Below are 22,671 nucleotides of genomic sequence, written 5' to 3'. Positions count from 1 at the left end.
TTCAACCGGAGACCCTAGGCTCGGTTAGTGCGAGTTGTCATAGCTTTAGATCGTTTTTCTCACCTCAGTCGCTTTGTGTGTTGTAGAGGACGGGCATTTGATGTCGCCACCGCGCCCAGGCTGCCGTGTCGCTGACCAGTGAGCCGATAAAGTGGGCCACATTGATGCGGCTGGATTTTCCAGCGTTAAAAATCGGGCTGCGCAGGGGGGATGGCACCGTCTGATAGGGCGTGACACTGGCTTCGTCGGTCAGCGTGTCGGGACGAACGACCACCCATTCAAGTGCCGGGTTGCTGTTGCGTTGTTCGGCCAATAACAAAGCCGCCTGTTCATTGTCCGAGTGCGGCGGCACCAGATGGCGGATGAGATTTATGGCCAGTCGGTCTTGCAGGGGGTGTTGCTCGTTGAGCAGGCCGTTTGAGCAGCCACTGGAGCCCAGCAAAATGATATTTGCCCGCCGCCCGGTTGAAGCCATCGCCGTCATTACCCGCCTTAGGCTGTCGCGAACGAGCTTTCTCGGCTGACCATACATGCCTGAGAAGGTGACGCGATGCCCGAGGCAGCTGATGACCACATCCACGTCAGTCATGAGTTCAGCCAGCCATTGTTGATCGCAGTCCAGAGCGGTGGTCTGGTGACGGTCAAGCCGCGGGTGCGCCGAAAGTGCGTCCGGGCGGCGAACCAGGGCGGTTACCCGGTGGCCCCTCTCCAGAAGGTGTTGTAGGGTCAGTCGGCCGACAGCGCCGGTGCCTCCCAGTATCAGTGCGTGCATCGTTTGTCCTGCGTCCGTTTAAGCGAAGCGGGCAGTCTACGCTTCACTCAGGCCGATTAAATCGGCTATAAATGCACAGCGGGTATACAAAAAAGCCGACAATCAGCCAACACAACGAGACAGAAAGCCGGGCCTACTGCATGAAATGGACACATCTGACATTCGACTGGAATCAGGCCAAAGCGTTCTACATTGTCGCCTCTGAAGGCTCTTTTTCTGCCGCAGCGAGAGCGCTGAACACAACCCAGCCAACCCTCGGCCGGCAGGTGCGGGCGCTTGAAGCAGCGCTGAGCGTTACATTGTTTGAGCGAGTCGGGCGAGGAGTGGCTCTCACGGCCAGTGGCCAGGCGCTGTTTGAGCAAGTGCGGCCAATGGGTGAGGCTGCCTCCCAGTTTTCGATGGCAGCACAGGGGCAGACTCAGATCGATGAAGGGGATGTCAGTGTCTCTGTCACTGAACTCGATGCCATCTACCGTTTGCCGGGCATGCTTGCGAAGTTAAAGCGAGAGGCACCGAATATTCGGGTTGAGCTGATTGTCTCGAACCAGATAAGTGACCTCAAGAAACGCGAAGCCGATATCGCGATTCGCTATCAGCGCCCGGAGCAGGAAGACTTGATCATTCGCAAAATAGACACCGAGCGGGTGCGCTTATACGGCAGTCAGTGTTTGGTTGATCAATACGGTCAGCAAGCGCCTGATGAAACAACCGACCTTAAACTGATCGGGTTCGGTAAAGGTGACCCCTTGTTGAATTTTTATCAGGAGCAGGGCTGGGATGTTAGCGAGTCTGATATTTCGCTTTATTGTCAAAGTCAGATTGCTCAGATCGAGCTGGTCAGGCAGGGGCTGGGTCTGGCCCTGTTACCAGACCACGTTGGCGACATCCTGGAGGGCGTTAGCCGGGCTTTTCCCAATCATTTAGAGCCCGTAGAGGTCGATGCTTGGCTGGTGTGCCATCGGGAGCTGCGCACTAGCCGGCCTATTCGCAAAGTATTTGATGCTATCGTTGCCCACTTTACTCATGAACAGGGTCGATAGCTTTGCTGGCTGTTGAAAACCCATGGATTTCTGCCACTGGCGATTGGAGCGGGAATGTTCCTGTTAGACCCGAACGTTGCCTTCAGGGGTGTTTAAAATGCCGGTTAGTATCCGACGGTAAACGCTTCATGGATGTGGTGTGACAAATCCGCCTCATCCATCATTGCGACGGCAAAGTCCTTCAGGACTCATCGCATTGCCTGGGCGGTCGCGTTGAGACGCGTTTATTCAGGGCTTGGGCGATGCGTGTTCCGCATCGCCCGGTTTGGGTGGGTTTTGTAAGCCCGAAACCCTTAACTGGCCGACTTTTCCAGTGCCTGGTCGATGTCTTCGATCAGGTCATCAACGTGCTCGATACCAATCGACAGTCGAACCATGTCGGCACTAACGCCGGCGGCTTTCAGCTCTTCGTCGTTCAATTGACGGTGAGTGGTGGATGCGGGGATGGCAGCGCAGCTTTTTGCATCGCCAATGTTGACCAGGCGCAAGATCAGTTCAAGGGCGTCGTAGAATCGGGCACCGGCTTCGCGGCCCCCTACAATGCCAAAACTGAGAATCCCAGAGGCCGTGCCGTTCATGTATTGCTGCGCCAGGGCATGGTCTTTGTGATCAGGCAGGCCTGCGTAGTTAACCCAGCTTACACGCGGGTGTTGTTGCAGGTGTTCGGCAATTTTCCGGGTGTTTTCGCAAACGCGCTCAATGCGCAGTGCCAATGTTTCCAGGCCTTGCAGAATGTTCCAGGCGGCCTGTGCCGACAAGGCTGCGCCCATGTTGCGCAAAGGCACAACCCGGGCTCGAGTGATAAAGGCGGCCTCCCCAACATCGCGGGTGTAGCTGACGCCGTGGTAAGACACGTCCGGTTCGTTTAACAGCGCAAAGCGTTTGGGCTGATCGGCCCAGGGGAATTTTCCGGAGTCGACGATGACGCCGCCAACCGTTGTGCCATGGCCGCCCATGTATTTGGTCGCTGAGTGCACCACAATATCGGCACCATGCTCTATGGGCCGCCACAGGAAAGGCGTTGCAACCGTGTTGTCGACGATCAATGGCACGCCTGCCGCGTGAGCGACGTCGGCCAGGCGTTTGATATCAACCACACTGCCTGAAGGGTTACCGACCGACTCGCAGAAAACGGCTTTGGTGCGTTCATCGATCAGCTTCGCAATGCCTGCAAAGTCGTCTTTGTCGGCAAAGCGAGTTTCAATGCCCTGGCGGGGCAGGGTGTGGGCGAGCAAGTTGTATGTGCCGCCATAGAGTTCACTGATCGAGACAATGTTATCACCTGCTTCGGCGATCGTTTGTATCGAATAGGTGATGGCGGCCATGCCGGAGGCAACCGCCAGGGCACCGATGCCTCCTTCCAGCGCAGCGACTCGTTGTTCAAGCACGGCACAGGTTGGGTTCATGATGCGTGAATAGATGTTGCCCGTGACTTTCAGGTCAAACAGGTCCGCCCCGTGTTGGGCGCTGTCGAAGGAGTAAGACGTTGTTTGATGAATGGGTACGGCAACGGCGTTCTGGTTGTCGGCTTCGTAGCCATGGTGCAGAGCAATGGTTTCGCGTTTCATGTATGAATCCTTTTTAGCGGGTTGTTGAAAAAGGCTTCCTGCCGTTTTCAACACACAGATAGCAAAGAGTGTGATGTTTGCATTACTCCCGAAATCAATGACCTGGCGGCAATCGATTTCGACGGAACATCCAGTTCCGGACGCAGGCCGCTGACGCTCAACGCACCCCGGCAGCCTGTTAAAGGGGTACAGGCATGGTACCTTGGGCGAGTAATTTCACAAGCGAATACAGGGTGTGACCGCTAATGGCAGAACCTACTCCGTTTTCCGGAACACCCACATGGGTTAATGTAGGTATTCCTTTGGTAGCTTTATTGGCTAGTGACCAGCCTACAATCGTTGGGATTCCCATGACGACATTGCACTTCAGAAAAACGGAAAATGGTGACGTGACGGCGCTGTTTGATGTTCGCAGCAAGACAAGAGAAAACCCCATTTCCACAGCCCGGCTGGCTGAGATGGGGGTCACTCATGCCAGTACGGTTGAGGGTCTGGAAACCGGTCAGCTGTGCAGTTGGGTGTGTTTGAGTGGTCCGAACGTCGTCGGTTTTTGTACGGGTCACCTACCCACTGGCGAAGTACTGGTTCTGGCGGTTTTGCCGGAATTTGAAGGCCAGGGCATTGGTAAGCAGTTGCTGGGTAACGTTGTTGATGCAATACAGCAGGGCGGCACCCATCCGATATGGTTGTCCGCGGACAGCAATGCCACGGTAAAAGCGCATGGTTTCTACCGGCGGTTGGGCTGGGTACCCAGTGGCCAAACACTGGGCAACGGCGATGAGGTTCTGGAATTGGACTCGCCCCATAAATGAACCGATTGGCACAGCCCACGATGCTGGGCTTGCACATTCTGCAATACTTCCCCGACCGGCTAGACGACATCAGCTACGATCCCACACCCATTGAAACCTGGCCCTATCGCCTGATTTTCACCCGCAGCCCCAGAGGCGAGGCACTGAACCGGGCATTTAACCAGGGGCTGGAAGCTCTAAAGGAGCGCCAGAAAGTCCAGATCCACCTGAATAACGTCGCCAATGGTGTTTATCTTCCTACGGAATAGCCGTTGCCTGAACGTTCAGCCAACCGCCCTGGCCGAAGGGAAAGCGTAAATCCTGATGTCTGTCACACCTCTGCAACAGTTTTGTCATACACTGATCGCGTCTGAATCAGAGGTGGGTCATGGCTGAACCAATTACGCACGAGCATTTCATCAATCGCGAGCTGTCATTGCTGGAATTTCACGACCGGGTACTGTCACAGGCTCTGGACGACCAGATTCCGCCGCTGGAACGGCTTCGGTTTCTCTGTATATCCAGCACCAATCTGGATGAGTTTTTTGAAATTCGTGTGGGCGGTTTAAAAGAGCGTTTTGAGGCCGGCTCCATGGTTACGGGGCCAGAGGGCATATCTCCGCGAACCCAGCTTGACCAGATTGCGAGCCGAGCCCATGACCTCGTGCAGCGCCAATATGAAACACTGAATGCAACCCTGTTGCCCTTGCTCGCGGAGCACGATATTCGGGTGATTCGGCGTGAAGACTGGAGCGACATGCAGACCCAATGGTTGCAGTACTACTTTGAGCATGAAGTGCTGCCCTTGCTGAGCCCGATCGGGCTGGACCCTGCGCATCCGTTTCCGCGCATTCTGAATAAGAGCCTTAACTTTATCGTCAAACTCGATGGCAAAGACGCTTTTGGCCGAAACAGCGGACAGGCCATCGTGCAATGCCCGCGCGCCCTACCCGATATGATCAAATTGCCACCGGAGCAAACCCAGTCAGGCTCGAACGATTACGTGTTCATGTCGTCAATCATTCACTATTTCATGGACGAAATCTTTTTCGGCATGACCGTGATCGGTTGTTACCAGTTCCGGGTGACGCGCAATTCGGATTTATTTGTCGATGAAGAAGAAACCGGCGATCTGCGTCGCGCCATTGAAGGCGAGCTGGTGTACCGCCAATACGGTGATGAGGTCAGGCTGGAAGTGGCCGCTAATTGCCCCGATGAACTGGTGCAGTTTCTGTTCAAGCAGTTTGAGATCAGCGAGGTTGACCTGTACCGGGCGGATGGGCCCGTTAACCTGAATCGCCTGGCAACGCTGATCGACCAGGTCAATCGGCCTGACCTGATGTACACCCCCTTTGATGCCCGGGTACCCAAGGTTCTTAAGCGTAAAGACACCATTTTCGATGCCATTCGCAAAGGCGATATTCTGTTGCACCACCCGTTCGATTCGTTCATGCCGGTGGTGGATCTGATTCGCCAGGCAGCGAAAGACCCTCAAGTTCTGACCATCAAGCAAACCCTCTATCGCACCGGGGTGAACTCGATCATCGTGGAAGCGCTGGTGTCGGCGGCCAAAGCGGGTAAGGAAGTGACGGTCATTATTGAACTGTTGGCCCGGTTCGACGAAGAGGCCAATGTGGCATTGGCCGAGCGGTTACAGGAATACGGTATTCACGTTGTATACGGCATCGTCGGGTATAAAACGCATGCTAAAATGCTGCTGATTGCCCGGCGCGAAGGTGAAAAGTTACGCCATTATGTGCATTTGGGAACCGGCAACTATCACCCGAAAACCGCGCAAATTTATACCGACTATGGATTGATGACCTGCAACAAACAGATCGGTGATGATGTCTATCGGGTGTTTCTGCAACTGACCAGCCTGGGCAAAGTCAGTAAGCTCGAGTGTTTGTTTCAGTCGCCCTTTACCTTGCATAAGAACCTGATGCGTAAGATTGAACGTGAAATCGACTTGGCAAAAGCCGGCAAGCCGGCCCGGGTATTGCTGAAGATGAATTCCCTGTACGAAGAGCAGTTGGTGCGCAAGCTGTATGAGGCCAGTCAGGCGGGTGTTCAGGTGGACCTGATTATTCGCGGTATTTGTCAGATCCGGCCCGGCATCAAAGGTGTCTCGGAGAACATTCGGGTGCGTTCCATCGTCGGTCGTTTTCTGGAGCACACCCGGGCGTTCTGCTTCCACAACGACAATGACCCTGAAGTCATTCTCGCCAGTGCCGATTGGATGAGTCGCAACATGTTTCACCGCGTCGAAACCGGTTTCCCGCTGGTGACCAAAAAACTGCGCGACAAGGTCATCAAGGATCTGGAGTTGTACATGACCGACAATCTGCAAGCCTGGGAGCTTGAAGCCGATGGTCGCTATCGCCAGCAAAAACCGAACGGTCACGACCCCTTGTCGGCGCAGATGATGCTACTCGAAGAAGCCATCGGTTCGGGTAGTTTGGCGCCATGAGCTCGGCCAATGTTTCTTGGGTGCCAGGAGTCCGTGTCAGACACCGGATGTGCTTATCTGGGTGGTGCGACATCTCGATCGGCGTTAACCCATCCATGGGGCCTAGACCGCAACATCCATGTTGCGGACTACCCCAGATAGGCACACCCGGCGCCTGACACTCAATTGGACGCCAATTCTGATTCGTGACTTACAAATAGTCGAGTAGTATCCGCCACTGATCTTTCTTTTCTTCGAAGTTGAGGCTGGCGTGTGCCGGGCTGGTTGAGGGTAACCTGTGCAGAGGCAGGGCCTGGTCGGCGGTACTCAGTGTTGGCAGAACTTTCTTGCTATAGTTATCGAATGCCGCCGCGCCATTGCACAGTACCGCCTGTGTTTGCGGGTGTCGCGCAAACCAACCGGCAAAGTCATTCGGTACGATACTGGTTTTTACGATGTCGGCATCAAGGCTTGAAGGGCGTTCGCACTGGTAGAGCGCATCCCATAAACCGATATGACGTTGGGTCAACTGGTTCAGTCGTTCCTCGTAAGGCAGCGCTGCATCGAACCCAAGCCAGTATCCGAGAATAGGCCAGAAGGCATTGCGCGGGTGGGCGTAATACTGGTGCGCGTTCAGCGACGCCTTGCCCGGCATCGACCCGATGATCAGTACCCGGGCCTGGCCGGGTTCCACCGGCGCAAAACTGTTGATGGTGCTGCCGGCCACGTCAAACCGCTTCGAGTTTGGCGTATTGCATCATCAGCCAGCGTTCGCTGCCGTCGTCGAACGAGACTTGCACCCGGGCGTGGGCGCCGCTGCCTTCGGCGTTGATCAGAGTGCCTTCACCGAACATGGGGTGCAGTACGCGCTGGCCCAGGCTGAAACCGGCATGGTCCATCGCCATGTCTTGTTGCAGTCCGAAATTGACCGGGCGGCTGACGGTTGAGCGCAGCCGCACTTCGGTCAGTAATTCCTGGGGAATTTCGCGTACGAAGCGCGAAAGGGAATTGAAGGTTTCCGAGCCATAGAGCCGGCGGCTTTCGGCGTAGGTGAGGGTCAGGATCTGGCGGGCGCGGGTAATGCCGACATAGGCCAGTCGCCGCTCTTCCTGGAGGCCCGAGGCATCGTCCATCGACATTTTGTGCGGAAACAGGCCTTCTTCCAGGCCAACCAGAAACACATGGTCGAACTCCAGACCTTTGGCGCTGTGCAGCGTCATTAAGTTCACGCTGTCTGCGAACTCGTCTGCCTGGCTGTCGCCGGCGTCGAGTGAGGCTTCCCCCAGAAATTGAGCCAGCAAGGCAACCGGTGTGTCGGCTTCGTCGTTGCCGGCAAAGCTTTGTGCGCCAGAGACCAGTTCCTGCAGGTTTTCGACACGGGCCCGGCCTTTTTCGCCTTTCTCTTTTTCGTGATGCTCAATCAGGCCGGAGGCGGCGGTTACTTCCTTGACCATGTCGCCGAGCTCTTCCTGATCGGTGACGATTTTTTCCAGGTCGGCGATCAGCAGCATGAAGTCTTCGAGGGCGTTGGCAGCGCGCTTGGGCAGCACCGAATTTTCCAGGGCCGATAAACAGGCTTCCCACAGAGAATACCCCTGGTCCCGTGCGATCACGCGCAGGGTTTCGATGGTTTTATTGCCAATGCCGCGCGTCGGTACATTGATGATGCGTTCGATCGCCGCATCGTCTTGCCGGTTCAGTACCAGGCGCAAATAGGCGACGGCGTTTCTGACTTCCAGCCGCTCGTAAAAGCGCTGGCCGCCGTAGATGCGATAGGGAATCTGACTGTGAATCAGCGCTTCTTCCAGTACCCGGCTCTGGGCGTTGGAGCGGTACAGCATGGCGATGGTGTTGGCATTGGTGCCGTTCTCGATCAGCCGGTTGATTTCATCGGCGACGTAACGTGCTTCGTCCTGCTCATTGAAGGCGGCGTACAGGCGAATCGGATCGCCGCGGTCACCTTCGGTCCACAGGCTTTTGCCGAGCCGGGCCGGGTTGTTGGCAATGACAGCGTTGGCGGCATCGAGAATGGTCGCGGTGGATCGGTAGTTTTGCTCCAGGCGAACCATGTGAGTGCCCGGAAAATCCTGATTGAAGGTCTGAATGGTTTCGACCTTAGCACCCCGCCAGCCGTAAATCGACTGGTCGTCGTCACCGACGATGGTCAGGCTGAGTTTGTCGCCGGCCAACACTCGTAGCCAGGCGTATTGAATGGTGTTGATGTCCTGAAATTCGTCGACCAGCAGGTGGGTAAAACGCTGTTGGTAATTCGCCAGCAACTCCGGGTTGTGGAGCCAGAGCTCATGCGCGCGCAACAGCAGTTCGCCGAAGTCGACCAGGCCGCTGCGCTGGCAGATTTCTTCGTAACGCAGATAGATGTTTTTCAGCGTTTCCTGGTACCAGTCGCCATGTGACTGCACGAATTCGGCGCGGCGGCCTTCGTCTTTCTGGCCGTTGATGAACCACTGCACCTGCTTGGGCTGGACGCGCTCATCGGTAATGCCAAGATCGACCAGTAGCCGTTTGACCAGCCGCAACTGATCGTCGCTGTCCATGACCTGAAAATTGTCGGGCAGGTTGGCGAGCTTGTTATGGTGTTTGAGCAGGCGGTGCGCGAGGCCGTGAAACGTGCCGATCCAGAGGGTATTCGACGGGGTTTCCAGCAACTCTTCGACCCGGCCCCGCATCTCCCGGGCCGCCTTGTTGGTAAAGGTGACGGCCAGCACGCTGTAGGGCGATGCGAGGCCTGCCGCGATCAGCCAGCCAATACGGTGGGTCAGCACCCGGGTCTTGCCGCTGCCGGCGCCGGCCAGTACCAGCAAGTGCTGGGCATCGCTCTCTACGGCCTGGCGTTGTTCGGGGTTGAGTTGGTCTAGCAGGGCATTCAGGCTCATCGGCAAGGTCACTGTACAAAAAAACAGGGGTAGTGTACCAGAAGGCATGCCGCTTTGTGGATGGGCACTGTGCCTGTAGCCCTTTAGTCTTAGGCTGGTTGCTTTGCGTCGATTCGCCCTGCGGCCAGTAGTGACTGGTCTATACTCCCCCCAAACCAGTCGGGATTGAACATGCAGTCGGTCAGCCATTCTTTTCGTCAGGAGCGCCAGCGCCAGGTATTGCGCCACAGTAATTTGCTGTGGGTGTCTTCACTGGCCATGGGACTGGTGTGCACAGCCGTGCACCCCAGTCGGCCGGATATGCTGCTGGTGGGCGGATTGATTGTTGTGTTGGCGCTGGCAGGTCTGGCGTTGTCCCGTTTTGGGCTGCTCTGGCAAGAGAAGGTCACAGGTTTCAGGGTTATGCCAGCCGTGGTGGTTATGACGGCGCTGCAGTCTTCTGTTTGGGGGTATGAAGCTCACTATGGCGGGCTGTGCCTGACGCTCTCAATTGCTTATGTGGGAATGGCGTCTATCGCGCTGTATGCGCATTGGCGCGCGTTTTTGGCTGCCTGGGCACCGGTGATGGTACTGCCCATGTTTGTTGGCCCGCCACTGCCGACCGAAACCCTGATCGACGTGCACCTGCCACTGATGAGCATGGTGCTGCTGGGAGCCTGGCAGGGGCATTTGATGGCGCGTCGCGCTACTCGCCGCGCTTTGGTCAACAAGCGGCTGAATGCGTTACTGGCGCGCAACCGCGACACTCTGGAAGCCACTGTCGGGGAGCGCACCCGGGCGTTACACCAGAGTAATGAACGCCTGCAGGAAGAGGTTGCGTTGCGCAAACAGGTCAATCAGTCGCTGATCAAGCATGAAGAACAAATGAACCTGGCAATGACCGCCAGTGGCATCGGTTTTTGGGACTGGGATATTACGGCCCGTCGTGTCTACCATTCGGATCAGCATCGGTTCTTCGGTGAGACGGCCAGTGCTGAAGATGGTGTCAATCTGGTTGCGCGGGTGCATCCGGATGACCGCTGTCAGGTCAAACGCGCACTGTCGGCTCACCTGACCCGGCGCAGCGATTTTTACCATGCCCGCTATCGCTTGTTGACGGACAATGACGCCGAGCCAGTCTGGCTGGAAGACAGTGGCCGGGTGATTGAACGTTCCGCTACGGGTCAGGCTGTGCGCATGGTGGGTACACGCCGTGACATCAGCAGCGATATGCGCCAGCGTGAGGAATTGCGTTTGTCGGCCTCGCTGTTTAACAACAGCTCGGACGGGGTGTTTGTGCTCGGGCGGGATCAGCGTTTCAAAACGGCGAACCGAATGTTCAGCCAGATCGTGGGCATGCAGAAAAGCCAGTTACTGGGGCGTGATCTGTTTGCGGTTATGCCGACTCATCAGTCGCAGCACATAGCCAAGGCGCTGTTGAACAATGGCCGCTGGCATGGCGATTTGGTGATCAGAGTCAGTGGTTCGCGCCGCATTCAAGTGTTGTTGACGCTGACCGCCGTGCGCAGCAAAGACCGCAGCATCAGCCACTTTCTCGGTATCTGCCAGGATTTGTCGCAGCGCTATAATGGCCTGATTCCAACCGACAAAGATGCCTACGACGCGCTGACCGGTGTTTACAACCGGCGCTTTTTTCAGGAGTTGCTGTCCGGGTTTCACCAGCATGAACCCTTGTTACCCGATCACTATGCCATCGCCATTCTGAATCTGGACGACTTCGCCGCGCTGAACCGTCATGTCGGAACCGATACCGGTGATCAGTTGTTGCGCGATGTCGCTGCCAGGCTGACCAACCAGAACGACCCGCTGCGCTGGGTAGCGCGGCTCGGCGGCGACCGCTTTGGACTGTTCCTTGAATACGAAGGCGACCGGACGACACTGGAGGAATGCTTGAATGCGCTGTTGCAGGAAGTGGCCCGGCCGATGCTGATCGACGATCAGGTGGTGTCGGTGACCGCCAGCATCGGGGTGTGTCGGGTGCAGTCCGATAACATCGATACCCTGCTGACGCTGTCGCAGCAGGCAATGATTCAGGCCAGCGCGGCTGGAGGCAATGGCATCAATTACCATGCGGCTTATCCACCAGGGTTGCCGCAGTTGGGTGACGCCTGGGCCCGGGAATTCAGACAAGCGCTTGACGGGCAATTGCTGCGTCTTGATTTCTGGCCGCGCACTCGCCTGGAAAGTGGGCGGTTGGAGGGCGTCGACGCCCGCGTCAGCTGGCATCACCCGGTTTACGGTCGACTGGAATCGGATGTGCTGTTGTCGATGGCTCAGTCTGTCGGGCTGGGTCAGTCGCTGCAGTACTGGTATCTCTGTCAGAGTTGCACTGAGGCAGTGCGCTGGCAGCGAGAAGGATGTGAAACGGTGCGTCTGTCGCTGCGCCTGGCCAGCAATCAGCTTGACGACGATGACTTTGTAGACCAGGTCAGCGCGGTATTGGCCCAAACGGGGTTGGCCAGCGACGCGCTCGAACTGGTGGTGACCGAAAGCCAGTTGATGGCAGATGTAACCCACGTGCGCGGGGTGTTGGACCGGCTGTCACGGCTCGGGGTGAAACTGGTGTTGGGTGACTTTGGGGCGGGTCAGTCGTCGCTGAGTCATCTGAAGCACTTGCCGGTCGATGCTCTGAGCCTGGCGCAGAATCTGGTGCGGGAGGCGGTCGCCAAAGGCCAGCAGCCAGTCCTTAAGGCGGTGATCGAGATGGCGCACAGCTTGAACCTGGCCGTCGTCGCCAGCCCGGTTGAACAGCCGGCGCAATTGCGGATGCTTAAAAAACTGGGCTGCGATATAGCCCAGGGGGGCCTGGTCAGTCAGGCATTGTCGGCCGATACCCTCCTGGCGCTGGTGAAGCAACGCCACCAAATGCAGCTGGCGGCGTCACCCATTCAAGTGCACTGATATCCGTCGTGACATGCTTTGGGCTTAAAGTACCTTACCAATTTGGGCATATAAACTGCATAGGCAAGCCTCGGTTGCGAGTCGTTCCCTGTTCGATGAAGACCTAGACTGGCGTCACTGAATTGCCATACAGAGCGAATAGTATGTCGCTCGGTTCGGCGCCAGCGGGCACTTCTGTGAACGGATGCTCCTTCGAACCACACCCGGTTTCAAAACGATCAACAATAAGAAAACGGCAGTCGCCCTAAGGAGTTCAACTTATGTCGGTCAACCTGTTCGATCTTGAACTGGCCAATATTGAAGACAATCAGTTGCATAAGCCCACGGAGTCCAGCGAGAACAAACGGTCCAATAATCACCGTCGACTGGCCGCTCGTCGTGCCATTGAAGACCATATGGAGCAACAGCGCCTGCGCACTGACCTCGACGACCTGGATCTGGAGTTGTTCTGAGCAGCCACGATTGTCGCTGGTGATGGATTTCGGCTTGAAACAGCCGCTGGCAAAAGGCAGAGCGGTCTCCTGACTGTCTTTTGCCAGCGGCGTATTTCCGTCGAGTCGTGCGCCGGTTGGTGGCCATGGCAGACTCACGGGCGCAGCATCCGCCTTTTGTTGTTACCCAATCCTACACTCTGTGTTACGAACCGTTACCTGATGCGATTCGTTGGCCTAATTCCTCACGAATCGACCTGAGCGAGGGGGGCGCGATTGACACCTCGGTGAGGTGTTGGCGCAAAGCCTGGTCCGCCGAGTGGTTGCTGTCGCGCATCTGTTCGTCCAATTGTTCGGCCCAGTGCGAGAGAACCCGATGAGCCGCAGCCTGCTGATCGACCGACAGCCGGGCCAGGCTGCGTTCTGGCAATACCAGCATTCCCCAGGTATAGACGACTGGCTGGCCGGTTACGTAGCTAACCCGGCTGTGCCAGTTCAAGGTCAGAGCCGCGCTCGGTGGTGCGATCAGCGCATCCAGGGCGCCGGTTTCCAGGGCGGGCAATACATCGGCGATGCCCAGTACCTGGTAATCCACCCGAATCTGCTGGCTCAGCTCACGGATCGTATCGGTATTGGGCAGCCAGAGTTTGCTGGCACGCAACCCGGCTAGATCGGTGACCGGTTGTTGTGACATGACGTAGGAAAACCCGCCGTCCAACGGTCCAAAGCCATGCCAGCCGCGACGGGCCAGGCGCTCGCGCACCGTTCCGTCAAAGGAGGTCCGCGCCTGATACACTTCAGCCAGGGTGTCGAACTGAAACGGCTGGCTGAGGTCATTGATGTCGACGTCCAGAGCTTCCAGTGTGCTACTGCTTACCAGGGCCCCCTGCAATTGCCCGATGCGCATTTTTCGCAGCACGGTAGCATCATCTCCCATCACCCCGCCGGGGTAGACCTTTAACGTCAACCCACCCTGGGTGGCGCTCTCCAGTTCAGCCGACAACGCATTCAGGCTGAGCACGGGCGCGGAACCCGGTGGGTAGAGCGTTGAGATCTTTAACGTCTCGGCTGTCAGTGGAACGCACCCGAGACTGATGCTGAGCAAGAGTAACGCCCGGTAAAAAACGGCTGGCAGTGCGATAAGGCTTACGGTGTAAACCGGCATGATGTTCCCCCCTGGTGTGCTCAAAGCGCACAGCATAGGGGCGTTTTGTTACGGCTGGATGGCACTGGCGACATAGATCGCCAGTGGTCGTAACCGCTTTCTATTCCCAAGACGGCGAAAAAACGGGGCAGCCATGGTAGATTGCAAACAGTGCCAACCGATACGCCGCCCGCAGACAGGAGGGGCCATGAACAGCGATGACTTGCATGACGTGGTGGATTTTCTGGCCCGGACTCTGCCATTTTCAGCGCTTTCCCCTGAAGAACGGTCGGAAGTCGCCCGGCGGCTAAGCATCGACTATGTGCCCCGGCAACAACAATCGGCGCTGACACTGACCGGCTACCTGTATCTGATTCGCACCGGTGCGTTTGAACTGCGAACCCAGCACGATGAACTGATTGACCGGCTGGGTGAGCACGAAATATTTGGTGTTAATACGTTGCTCGAAGGCAATACCGGAGGCATACGGGTCTTCGCCATCGAAGATGCCCTGGTGTTCAAGTTGTCGAGCGAGGATTTTACGTCGCTGTGTGAACGATACCAGCCGATGCGCCAGTTCTTTCAGCAGATCAGTGAACAACGCCATCGCCAGAACCGGTTGATTCTTGATCGTGATGTACAGCCCCGGTTTGAACAACCATTGAACCAGTCGGTTCGACAGTTTGCCCACCTGGGGCCGGTGATTGGCCAGAGTGACATCAGCATCAAGGCGGCCGCGGGCATCATGCGGGAGCACCGGGTGTCGTCGCTGTTGCTGATGAATGGTGAGGCCCTGGCTGGCATCGTCACCGACCGCGATTTGCGCAACCGCGCCGTCGCCGAGGGAATGGATCTGACCCTGCCGGTATCGAGCATCGCCACCGACGAACCCTCCACCATTGATGCCGATGCGCCGCTGTTCGATGCGCAAAAATTGATGACGCAGCAACAGATCCACCACTTGCCCGTTATGGAAAAAGGCAAGCCCGTGGGCATGATCTCCGCGACCGATCTGGTGCGGGCACAGCAGGTGTCGCCACTCTATCTGATCAATGATATTCAGCGCCAGTCATCACTCGACGCCCTGGCCGAGTTGCGCCACCGCATTCCCCGGTTGATCCACAACTGGGTCCAGGTTGATACCAGCCCCTATGAAATGGGTCATATTCTGGCAGCCATCGGCGATGCCTTTGTGCAGCAATGCCTGCGGCTGGCCAAGCTGGAAGTCGGTGATGCGCCGATGCGTTTCGCCTGGCTGGCCTTCGGTTCCCAGGCGCGGATGGACCAGACGTTTGCCTCCGATCAGGATAACGCCCTGATTCTGGCGCGCGAACCGACACCGGAAGAAGCGGATTATTTCGCAGCCCTGTCCGACTGGGTCTGTGTCGCACTCGACCGCTGTGGCTATGTACTGTGCCCGGGAGACATCATGGCGCGCAACCCGACCTGGCGACGCAGTGTTGCTGGTTGGCAGGCGGCTTTCGACGACTGGATCGATGAACCCACGCCCGAGGCCCTGCTCAATAGCAGCATCTTCTTTGATGTGCGGGTTATTGATGGCGATGCCAGCCTGCTCGATCCGATTCAGGCGCATCTGGCCGCCCGAACCCCCAAATCCGATATCTTTCTTGCCATGCTGACGCAGACAGCCGTGCGCAGTCGCCCGCCGCTGGGTTTTTTCCGGCAATTTGTGCTGAAAAGCAGCGGTGAGCAGGACGATGTGCTGGATTTGAAACATCGCGGTGTTGCGCTGGTCAACGACCTGGCCCGGGTCTACGCCCTGGCCTCGGGCGTTACCGTAGCCAATACGCAAGAGCGTTTGTTGGCTGTGAAGGCCGCCGGAGGCATCGACAGTGAACTGGCGGAAAGCCTGATCGAAGCCTGGTCGCTGATCGCGCATCTGCGCATCGAGGGGCAGAGCAATGCTTTGGCCAATGGTGAAGAACCGACCAGTTTTGTCGACCCGGATACGCTAAGCTCACTGACACGGGCGCATCTGAAAGACGCCTTTGCGACCATCAAGCGCGCCCAGTCACTGGCCTTGCAACGCTTTGCGCGAGGTCAGCTTGGTTAACTGGATCAACCATTTTTTTCGAAAGGGTGACGCCTGGGAGTCCCGTCGTTACTGGGTGCTGGATTTGGAATTATCCGGCCTGGATCCGCTCGACAGCCACATTTTGAGCGCGGGTTGGGTTTGCATTGAAGGCGGCGTCATCCAGTTGGACCAGGCAGGGTATTGTCTGTTCAAACAAAGCGCCCTGATGGGCGACGATGTGCGTGACAGCGCGCATGTGCATCACATTACCGACCAGCAACGCGAGCAAGGAGTGGACCTGAAGCTTTGGTTGCAACAGCAACTGGCGCAGCACCATCAGGATATCTGGGTCATGCACCATTCACCGCTTGATCTGCGTTTTTTGAAGCTGCACAGCCAGCGTCTCGGTGTGCACTGGCCCAAACCCGAAACACTCGACACCATGCTTTATGAAAAGCGCCGGGTTCCACCCGATCGGCTCGGCACCCATGCGACATTGAACCTGAATGCCTGTCGTCACCGTTACAGTCTGCCGCACTATCGATCACATCATGCGTTCAGCGATGCACTGGCAACGGCCGAATTATTTCTTGCTCAGGTTAAATCCCGTCGCGATACCGGGCTGACTGATCGGAAATTGAAGCGGTTGTTTTAGAATTTGATACTGGCAATCAGGTGAGTTTCAGGTGCCGTCAGTGCCTCTCCGGGGTAGTTCGCAGCATGGACTAAAACGCCAGGAGCGTTTTAGCATGAGCGCAGCGAGCCCGGAGGGTGGATCCCACGGAAGGGATCCATGTTATGCGATCTAGGCTCCATGGATGGATTGAGTGGGCGGCATCCCGCCCGACCCCGGAGAGGCACTGACGGTGCCTGAAACGGGCGACAGGCACTAAATCAAAACAAACCACCAAAACTGTATTTAGTGGTTTGAATTGGGTTTCGATTTTTCTTCCAGTAATTGTTCCATCCGCTGCATCTGCGCCTGCATCTGGTTCATTTGTTCGGCCAGGTCATGGCGTTCCTGGTGCGCCTGCTCCTGTGAACTCGCATTCTGTTCAGCCGTCATCACGTCGAGAATGGCACCGACCATCATGTTTAAAAAAACGAAAGCGGTCAGGAAAATAAAGGTCAGGTAGTAAACCCAACTGAGTGGGTGCACGGCCATGGTTTCGTACATGACGTCCGTCCAGTCTTCAAAGGTCGCGACGCGGAACAGCGTCAGCATGGCAATGGAGACATCGCCCCAGAGGAATTCATTGATGTTGGCAAAAAACAGTGAACCAATGGCACCATAGATGTAGAAGATGATGAACATCAGTAAGGCGATGTAGCCCATGCGCGGAATGGCCTTGAGCAGCGCATTGATCAGCGAGCGCAATTCGGGCACCACCGACACCAGGCGTAAGACCCGAAAGACGCGCAGCAGACGACCAATCAATACCGCATCGGCGTTGTCGAGCGGGATCAGGCTACCGACCACTACCAGCGTGTCAAACAGGTTCCAGCCATCACGAAAGAAGCGTTTCTTGTTTTCACAGACGGCAAAGCGAAACAGGATTTCTGCCAGGAAAAAATAGGTAATGGCGTAATCCATCACCGAGAGAGCCCGGCTCAGCAGCGGTGGCAAGTCGTAGGTTTTAGCACCGATGGTAATGGCGGACAAAATAATGATGCTGATCACCACCATCTGAAACAGTCGGCTCGATTCGACCCGCTTCAATTGTGCCGCCAGGGATTGGGAAGACACGCCAGGCATAGTGCAGGGACTCCAGTGTATTAAGGGGGGGGATTATACGGCGCCTGTGCAGTGCATCCTATGGTCCTGTCCTTTGAATGTGAAAAAATCGCGTCTGCATTGCGCCGCAACCCGGCCTTCCCTAAGCTGGCCCTTGAGTGGCCAGAGGCCCTTCTCAATAACTCGCTAACGGAGGAATCATGAAGCTGGTGTTTACTCACCCAAACCACTTTGCCGTGATCCATGTGCGCCATTTACTGGAGTCCCGCGGGATCGGCTGCGAAGTGCGCAATGAATTTGCCGTGGGTGCCATGGGTGAGTTGGCTCCCATTGATGTCTGGCCTGAACTTTGGGTGGCTGAAGATGACGATGAGGAAAAGGCTCGCAGGCTGATTGATGAGGCAGACGCCAAGGCCGAACAGGCCGACTGGTTCTGTAGCCAGTGCGGCGAACGCAATGCCGGCAGCTTTGAGCTGTGTTGGGCGTGCGGCGCTGAACCGCCACAACGATAACAACAGGCCGGTTTGGCCAACTAAGGATTCACTGTTATGACGATAGATGAGCTTTTGCAGCAGGCCCGGCAGTGCGATAACGGCCAGACGATGACCGTCCCTGACAGTTGGGGCCAGGGGCGCACGGTATTCGGCGGTTTGTCAGCCGGTCTGGCGTATCAGGTGATGCGCGCCTCGGTGCCAGTAGACCGGGTATTGCGTTCCATGAGCATCAGCTTTGTCGGGCCAGTGGCGACCGACACGCCGTTCGGGTTTCAGGTTGAGGTGCTGCGCGAAGGTAAAAACGTCACCCAGGTCGAGGCACGGGTGGTGCAGGAGGGGCAGGTGGGGGTCGCTTTGCTGGCCAGCTTTGGTCAGGCCCGAGCCTCCGTCACGGGCGTTGAAAACACCGAAACGCCGCCTTTCAGCCGGCCAGAGAGCCCTGTCTGTCTGCCGTTTATCCCCAACGTTACCCCTCAGTTTTTTCAACATATTGATGTTAATCTGATTGACGGCAACATGGCCTTCACCGGCGCCGATACTTCTCACCACGGTGGCTTCATGGCGTTCCGGGAAGCTCCGGCAGCGCTCACCGATGCGCACCTGATTACCCTGATCGACGCCTGGCCACCGACCTTGTTGCAGCAACTGAAAGAACCAGCCCCAGCCAGCACATTGGCCTGGAACCTGGAGTTTTTGCACCCCCACGCCGACGTACCGGCGGATGCCTGGTTCGGGTATCGCGCGATAACGCGCCAGGCTGGCGAAGGCTACGGCCATACCGAGGCCAATATCTGGAATGCCCGGGGCGATCTGGTCGCCATCAGCCGTCAAACCATTACCGTGTTTGCGTGACCGGATTGAGGGTGTTTTGCGTAGGTTGACAGTACAGCCGACGATTGAATGTGACACTTAGCTGGTTGCTGAAAAAGGCTTCCTGCCTTTTTCAACACACGAGAACCAAACATTGCGATGTTTGTTTATCTCGCAAAATCAACGACTTAACAGTCATTAATTTTGCCGGAACGTCCATGTTCCGGTAGCAGGCCGCCGAAATACTGCGAATTTTAACAGCCTGTTAGACGTTAATGGAGTGAATGGCACCATGAGGGCAACCGAATCCGGGTTTCGCAGCATTGCCATGCCACCGTCCAGCCGTGACCCCCGGGTACTGGCAGTCGGGGAGGCGGCGGAGCAACTTGCTGATTTCATCGAACGACATCCCCGGTTGTTTATCCTCACCGGTGCGGGCATCAGCACGGGGTCGGGCATTCCGGACTACCGTGACGACAAGGGAGGCTGGAAACGCAGCCCACCGGTTCAACATCAGGCCTTCATGACCCGTTACCCGGTGCGCCAGCGCTATTGGGGTCGCAGCCTGATCGGTTGGCCGGTGATGCAAAGCGCCGCCCCGAATGAGGCTCATCAGGCGCTGGTGTCATTGGAGCGAGCAGGTCAGGTGTCGGCACTGGTCACTCAAAATGTCGACAGGCTGCATCAGAAAGCCGGGAGCGAGCGGGTTGTGGACTTGCATGGTCGTGCCGACGAGGTGGTCTGTATGAGTTGCCATTACCGGTGTCTGCGCGAGGAGGTTCACGATCGGTCACGCCAGGCAAACCCGACCTACTGCGGCTATTCGGCCGAAACGGCCCCGGATGGTGATGCCGACCTCGAATTGGATTTCAGTCAATTTACCGTGCTTGATTGCCCGCAGTGCGGGGGTATTTTAAAGCCGGATGTCGTCTTTTTCGGCGACAATGTCCCCAAAACCCGGGTAGAACATGCCATGGCGGCTCTGGAAGCCAGCGATGCCGTGCTGGTCATCGGCTCCTCTCTGATGGTGTTTTCAGGCTACCGCTTCTGCCGCCACGCTCACCAGTCCAACATCCCCATGGCAACCCTCAACCTCGGCGCCACCCGGGCCGACGCCCTGATGGACCTGACCCTGAACGCGCCCATAGGCGACACCTTGGCTTGTTGGTCGCGTTCCCAGTAATTGGTCTGGGTGGTTGATCCAAATACGTTGAATTCCATTTGGTGGCAGAATTCGTGAACGGCACCGGGTACTGTCCTCCGGGGTCGTGCGGAATGCCGCCCACTCAATCCATCCATGGAGACTAGGCCGCAAAATCCCTGTTGCGGACTGCCCCGGAGGACAGTACCCGGCTCCCTGGCTGTGATCTGTCTACTTGGCGATTGATTCTAAGCGGCAATCCCTCGCCGCTAACTTGAGTCGAACCTGCAGAGCGTTAACTGACAATACGAGTAAAGCGGCTAATAGCGCGGGCTCCGCCTATCTGGAATAGCCTTTGCAATGGTCCACTCCGGACTCCAGACAGGATGCAAACGATGGCCATTTCACCTCTAATCCCAGTGTCGTCTACCGGGGCTAACCAGAACGTCAGCGGACAGGGTACAGCGGTTGGCTCCACGACACTGCCTACTCAAACTGCTCAGGCTGAATCGGCCACTGAGACCAGTGATGACAGTGCCAGCTTCAGCTCGCGCGCAGAGCGCCTGGCGGCGTTGAATGAAGAGTTCACCATCACCGGCCCCGATTTCGAAGTCAGCGCGGCCTTCATCAGTCGCCTGCAGGAGTTTGAATTCATCAGCCCGGGCGAGGCCGAAGGCTTGCTGGGGCAGTCAGCGCCGGGTGCTGAGCCGGCGGTTAAAGACGCAGGCCCGCAAGCGATCATCGACCTGCAGCAGGACCTCGAAGCGCTGGCCGGCACCGTGCCCGAAGACGGCAATCTGGCGCTGCTCCTCAACGAGACCTCTGCTGCCCTGACCGACCTGAAAGCCTCCTCTCCCCTGGCCAACGCCCCTCAATACAAGGCCCTGCAACAACGCCTGGAGCAATCCCTGGCCAGCGACCCGGATGCCGCCGCCCTGAGCGATGCCGACCGCTATCGCATGACCCAGGCCATGGATGTGATGCTCATCGCCAGCCGCCTGGCCCCTGGCTCGGAAACCAATGCCGGCATTCGCAGTTACCTGGCCAACACTTGAGTTTATTGCCTATGGTTGGCCTGGGTGGTTGAACTTTGGTGGCTGAATTTTATTCGGTGGCAGAATGCGTGACCGCCACCGGGTACGGTCCTCCGGGGTCGTGCGGAATGCCGCCCACTCAACCCATCCATGGGGTAGTCCGCAGCATCCCTGCTGCGGACTACCCCGGACAACCACACCCGGTACCGGTCACTAATCCCAGTGGTTTAAATTTTAATCTTGAATCGACATATCAGACCAGCGACGGCATCGGGTGCGCCTCCAGCGGGGCGTCGGTCCCCATGGATGGGGACCGCCGAGCTTACATGGATGTACTTGCAGCGACCCGCTGGAGGCGTACCCGGTGCCCTCGCGGCCCACTGGCAACCAAGTCAAGGCAACGGAGGTAGCAGAGGCAACCTCCCAGGCAGCCCACAGACTGCCAATGGTTAGATTCAACCAGTAAACAATCCACATGCAACCAACCCGATTGCCAACTTGAGCGACGTGCTGACGCACCAGCCGTTTATTCTGGAGCGGGCTCGGCCTACACTCGTGGCACATCCGCTTTGTACAGGTTATCGAATGTCGACGTTTTCCGGGTCCGATCGTTATATTGCCACTGGCGAATTGCAGCGCGCTGTGAATGCCGCCATTACCTTACAGCGACCGCTGCTGGTCAAGGGAGAGCCGGGTACCGGCAAAACGTTGCTGGCTGAAGAGATTGCCGCTGCTCTGGGTATGCCGCTGGTGCAGTGGCACATTAAATCAACAACTCGGGCGCAGCAGGGGTTGTACGAATACGATGCGGTGTCGCGCTTGCGCGACAGCCAACTGGGGGATGACCGGGTGCATGATATCCGCCATTACATTCGCCCCGGTAAGCTGTGGGAAGCCTTCACCGCCGAGCAGCGGGTGGTGTTGCTGATTGATGAAATCGACAAGGCCGACATCGAGTTTCCCAATGATTTGCTGGTCGAGCTGGACCGCATGGCGTTTCATGTATACGAGACCGGCGAAACCATCGAGGCCGTGCAGCGCCCGGTAGTGATCATTACCTCCAACAACGAGAAGGAGCTGCCGGATGCCTTCTTGCGACGCTGCTTCTTTCACTACATTCAGTTTCCGGATGCCGAGACGTTGCAGGCCATTGTTGATGTGCATTTTCCCGAGATCGAGTCCCGGCTGGTGCGTGAAGCCTTGCAGCTGTTTTTCCAGGTTCGGGACGTACCGGGCCTGAAGAAACGGCCCTCTACCTCAGAACTGATCGATTGGCTCAAGTTGCTGGTCAGCGACCGCCTGGCGGCCGATGCGTTGAAGGAAGGGGATATTCGACAGGCGTTGCCACCTTTGTACGGGGCTTTGCTGAAAAACGAACAGGACGTGCACTTGCTGGAGCGGCTGGCTTTTATGAGCCGGCGCGAGCGCTGAA

19 protein-coding genes are annotated in these 22,671 nt (G+C 57.1%); 13 read left to right on the top strand and 6 right to left on the bottom strand.

The window, feature by feature from the left end:
- Window positions 1-64: 64 nt before the first annotated feature.
- The gene (locus G565_RS0110320; RefSeq protein ID WP_028670855.1) at window positions 65-772 is read right to left on the bottom strand and encodes an NAD(P)-dependent oxidoreductase; all 708 of its coding nucleotides are present in this window, start codon (window positions 770-772) and stop codon (window positions 65-67) included.
- Between the two features lie 140 nt (window positions 773-912).
- On the opposite strand from G565_RS0110320, the gene G565_RS0110315 reads away from it, so the two are divergent.
- On the top strand, window positions 913-1,812 hold the full coding sequence (locus G565_RS0110315; RefSeq protein ID WP_028670854.1) for a LysR family transcriptional regulator: 900 nt from the start codon (window positions 913-915) through the stop codon (window positions 1,810-1,812).
- 293 nt (window positions 1,813-2,105) lie between these two features.
- Here G565_RS0110315 and G565_RS0110310 read toward each other — a convergent pair whose 3' ends face one another.
- Complete coding sequence (locus G565_RS0110310) at window positions 2,106-3,380, bottom strand: O-acetylhomoserine aminocarboxypropyltransferase/cysteine synthase family protein (RefSeq protein WP_028670853.1); 1,275 nt, start codon at window positions 3,378-3,380, stop codon at window positions 2,106-2,108.
- A gap of 350 nt (window positions 3,381-3,730) precedes the next feature.
- Between G565_RS0110310 and G565_RS0110305 the strand changes: the two genes are divergently transcribed.
- The 3 genes from G565_RS0110305 to ppk1 all read left to right on the top strand — a co-directional run bounded on the left by G565_RS0110305 (window position 3,731) and on the right by ppk1 (window position 6,641).
- Window positions 3,731-4,192 carry a GNAT family N-acetyltransferase gene (locus tag G565_RS0110305; RefSeq protein WP_037338693.1) on the top strand — a complete coding sequence of 154 codons (462 nt, stop codon included), beginning with the start codon at window positions 3,731-3,733 and terminating at the stop codon, window positions 4,190-4,192.
- Window positions 4,189-4,440: a hypothetical protein gene (locus G565_RS0110300; protein ID WP_028670851.1), complete on the top strand. Its 252-nt coding sequence runs from the start codon at window positions 4,189-4,191 to the stop codon at window positions 4,438-4,440. Before G565_RS0110305 ends, G565_RS0110300 begins: the two co-directional genes overlap by 4 nt.
- Before the next feature lie 119 nt (window positions 4,441-4,559).
- Window positions 4,560-6,641, top strand: coding sequence for a polyphosphate kinase 1 (gene ppk1, locus G565_RS0110295; protein ID WP_028670850.1), 2,082 nt, complete (start codon window positions 4,560-4,562; stop codon window positions 6,639-6,641).
- 190 nt (window positions 6,642-6,831) lie between these two features.
- On the opposite strand, the gene G565_RS0110290 is transcribed toward ppk1, so the two are convergent.
- Together G565_RS0110290 and uvrD are read right to left on the bottom strand one after the other, a co-directional pair.
- Entirely contained in the window at window positions 6,832-7,347 is a 516-nt protein-coding gene (locus tag G565_RS0110290) for a DNA-deoxyinosine glycosylase (protein ID WP_028670849.1), read from the bottom strand.
- A 1-nt stretch (window position 7,348) separates the two neighbouring features.
- A complete protein-coding gene (gene uvrD, locus G565_RS0110285; RefSeq protein WP_028670848.1) occupies window positions 7,349-9,514 on the bottom strand; it encodes a DNA helicase II in 2,166 nt (721 codons plus the stop codon).
- Window positions 9,515-9,685: 171 nt separating this feature from the next.
- Here uvrD and G565_RS0110280 point away from each other — a divergent pair, with 171 nt between their 5' ends.
- Together G565_RS0110280 and G565_RS0110275 are read left to right on the top strand one after the other, a co-directional pair.
- The gene (locus tag G565_RS0110280; protein ID WP_028670847.1) at window positions 9,686-12,415 is read left to right on the top strand and encodes a putative bifunctional diguanylate cyclase/phosphodiesterase; all 2,730 of its coding nucleotides are present in this window, start codon (window positions 9,686-9,688) and stop codon (window positions 12,413-12,415) included.
- 260 nt (window positions 12,416-12,675) lie between these two features.
- The gene (locus G565_RS0110275; protein ID WP_028670846.1) at window positions 12,676-12,867 is read left to right on the top strand and encodes a PA3496 family putative envelope integrity protein; all 192 of its coding nucleotides are present in this window, start codon (window positions 12,676-12,678) and stop codon (window positions 12,865-12,867) included.
- Between the two features lie 184 nt (window positions 12,868-13,051).
- Here the strand turns inward: G565_RS0110275 and dctP are convergent, their stop codons facing one another.
- Window positions 13,052-14,011 (bottom strand): TRAP transporter substrate-binding protein DctP, encoded by a 960-nt coding sequence (gene dctP / locus G565_RS23750; RefSeq protein WP_051207752.1) that lies wholly within the window; start codon window positions 14,009-14,011, stop codon window positions 13,052-13,054.
- Window positions 14,012-14,198: 187 nt separating this feature from the next.
- Here dctP and G565_RS0110265 point away from each other — a divergent pair, with 187 nt between their 5' ends.
- Both G565_RS0110265 and G565_RS23745 read left to right on the top strand, forming a co-directional pair.
- Window positions 14,199-16,064, top strand: a complete 1,866-nt coding sequence (locus G565_RS0110265) for a DUF294 nucleotidyltransferase-like domain-containing protein (protein WP_028670845.1) — start codon at window positions 14,199-14,201, stop codon at window positions 16,062-16,064.
- Window positions 16,057-16,680 carry a 3'-5' exonuclease gene (locus G565_RS23745; protein ID WP_169579639.1) on the top strand — a complete coding sequence of 208 codons (624 nt, stop codon included), beginning with the start codon at window positions 16,057-16,059 and terminating at the stop codon, window positions 16,678-16,680. The genes G565_RS0110265 and G565_RS23745 overlap by 8 nt, the downstream gene beginning before the upstream one ends.
- A gap of 264 nt (window positions 16,681-16,944) precedes the next feature.
- On the opposite strand, the gene G565_RS0110255 is transcribed toward G565_RS23745, so the two are convergent.
- A complete protein-coding gene (locus G565_RS0110255) occupies window positions 16,945-17,781 on the bottom strand; it encodes an ion transporter (protein ID WP_028670844.1) in 837 nt (278 codons plus the stop codon).
- Window positions 17,782-17,960: 179 nt separating this feature from the next.
- On the opposite strand from G565_RS0110255, the gene G565_RS0110250 reads away from it, so the two are divergent.
- The 5 genes from G565_RS0110250 (at window position 17,961) to G565_RS0110230 (ending at window position 22,670) form a co-directional block, all read left to right on the top strand.
- The gene (locus G565_RS0110250) at window positions 17,961-18,272 is read left to right on the top strand and encodes a putative signal transducing protein (RefSeq protein ID WP_028670843.1); all 312 of its coding nucleotides are present in this window, start codon (window positions 17,961-17,963) and stop codon (window positions 18,270-18,272) included.
- Window positions 18,273-18,308: 36 nt separating this feature from the next.
- Window positions 18,309-19,106: an acyl-CoA thioesterase gene (locus G565_RS0110245; protein ID WP_028670842.1), complete on the top strand. Its 798-nt coding sequence runs from the start codon at window positions 18,309-18,311 to the stop codon at window positions 19,104-19,106.
- Window positions 19,107-19,356: 250 nt separating this feature from the next.
- Window positions 19,357-20,247, top strand: coding sequence for an NAD-dependent protein deacetylase (locus tag G565_RS23740; RefSeq protein ID WP_245584163.1), 891 nt, complete (start codon window positions 19,357-19,359; stop codon window positions 20,245-20,247).
- Window positions 20,248-20,600: 353 nt separating this feature from the next.
- Window positions 20,601-21,260: a hypothetical protein gene (locus G565_RS0110235; protein WP_028670841.1), complete on the top strand. Its 660-nt coding sequence runs from the start codon at window positions 20,601-20,603 to the stop codon at window positions 21,258-21,260.
- 564 nt (window positions 21,261-21,824) lie between these two features.
- A complete protein-coding gene (locus G565_RS0110230; protein WP_028670840.1) occupies window positions 21,825-22,670 on the top strand; it encodes an AAA family ATPase in 846 nt (281 codons plus the stop codon).
- Window position 22,671 lies beyond the last annotated feature (1 nt).

Origin of the sequence: Saccharospirillum impatiens DSM 12546, assembly GCF_000423605.1 — a bacterium.
Lineage (GTDB): Bacteria > Pseudomonadota > Gammaproteobacteria > Pseudomonadales > Natronospirillaceae > Saccharospirillum > Saccharospirillum impatiens.
The sequence above is the reverse complement of the archived record's forward strand: the minus strand, read 5'-3'. Positions and strand labels throughout refer to the sequence as shown.

What these genes read in the sequence shown, in the direction of transcription:
- G565_RS0110275 (WP_028670846.1), top strand. Translation starts at nt 12,676, where the DNA reads ATGTCGGTCAACCTGTTCGATCTTGAACTGGCCAATATTGAAGACAAT.
- G565_RS0110320 (WP_028670855.1), bottom strand. Translation starts at nt 772, where the DNA reads ATGCACGCACTGATACTGGGAGGCACCGGCGCTGTCGGCCGACTGACC.
- G565_RS0110230 (WP_028670840.1), top strand. Translation starts at nt 21,825, where the DNA reads ATGTCGACGTTTTCCGGGTCCGATCGTTATATTGCCACTGGCGAATTG.
- G565_RS0110305 (WP_037338693.1), top strand. Translation starts at nt 3,731, where the DNA reads ATGACGACATTGCACTTCAGAAAAACGGAAAATGGTGACGTGACGGCG.
- G565_RS0110315 (WP_028670854.1), top strand. Translation starts at nt 913, where the DNA reads ATGAAATGGACACATCTGACATTCGACTGGAATCAGGCCAAAGCGTTC.
- G565_RS0110310 (WP_028670853.1), bottom strand. Translation starts at nt 3,380, where the DNA reads ATGAAACGCGAAACCATTGCTCTGCACCATGGCTACGAAGCCGACAAC.
- G565_RS0110300 (WP_028670851.1), top strand. Translation starts at nt 4,189, where the DNA reads ATGAACCGATTGGCACAGCCCACGATGCTGGGCTTGCACATTCTGCAA.
- G565_RS0110250 (WP_028670843.1), top strand. Translation starts at nt 17,961, where the DNA reads ATGAAGCTGGTGTTTACTCACCCAAACCACTTTGCCGTGATCCATGTG.
- G565_RS0110255 (WP_028670844.1), bottom strand. Translation starts at nt 17,781, where the DNA reads ATGCCTGGCGTGTCTTCCCAATCCCTGGCGGCACAATTGAAGCGGGTC.
- G565_RS0110235 (WP_028670841.1), top strand. Translation starts at nt 20,601, where the DNA reads ATGGCCATTTCACCTCTAATCCCAGTGTCGTCTACCGGGGCTAACCAG.
- ppk1 (WP_028670850.1), top strand. Translation starts at nt 4,560, where the DNA reads ATGGCTGAACCAATTACGCACGAGCATTTCATCAATCGCGAGCTGTCA.
- G565_RS0110265 (WP_028670845.1), top strand. Translation starts at nt 14,199, where the DNA reads ATGAACAGCGATGACTTGCATGACGTGGTGGATTTTCTGGCCCGGACT.
- dctP (WP_051207752.1), bottom strand. Translation starts at nt 14,011, where the DNA reads ATGCCGGTTTACACCGTAAGCCTTATCGCACTGCCAGCCGTTTTTTAC.
- uvrD (WP_028670848.1), bottom strand. Translation starts at nt 9,514, where the DNA reads ATGAGCCTGAATGCCCTGCTAGACCAACTCAACCCCGAACAACGCCAG.
- G565_RS0110245 (WP_028670842.1), top strand. Translation starts at nt 18,309, where the DNA reads ATGACGATAGATGAGCTTTTGCAGCAGGCCCGGCAGTGCGATAACGGC.
- G565_RS23740 (WP_245584163.1), top strand. Translation starts at nt 19,357, where the DNA reads ATGAGGGCAACCGAATCCGGGTTTCGCAGCATTGCCATGCCACCGTCC.
- G565_RS0110280 (WP_028670847.1), top strand. Translation starts at nt 9,686, where the DNA reads ATGCAGTCGGTCAGCCATTCTTTTCGTCAGGAGCGCCAGCGCCAGGTA.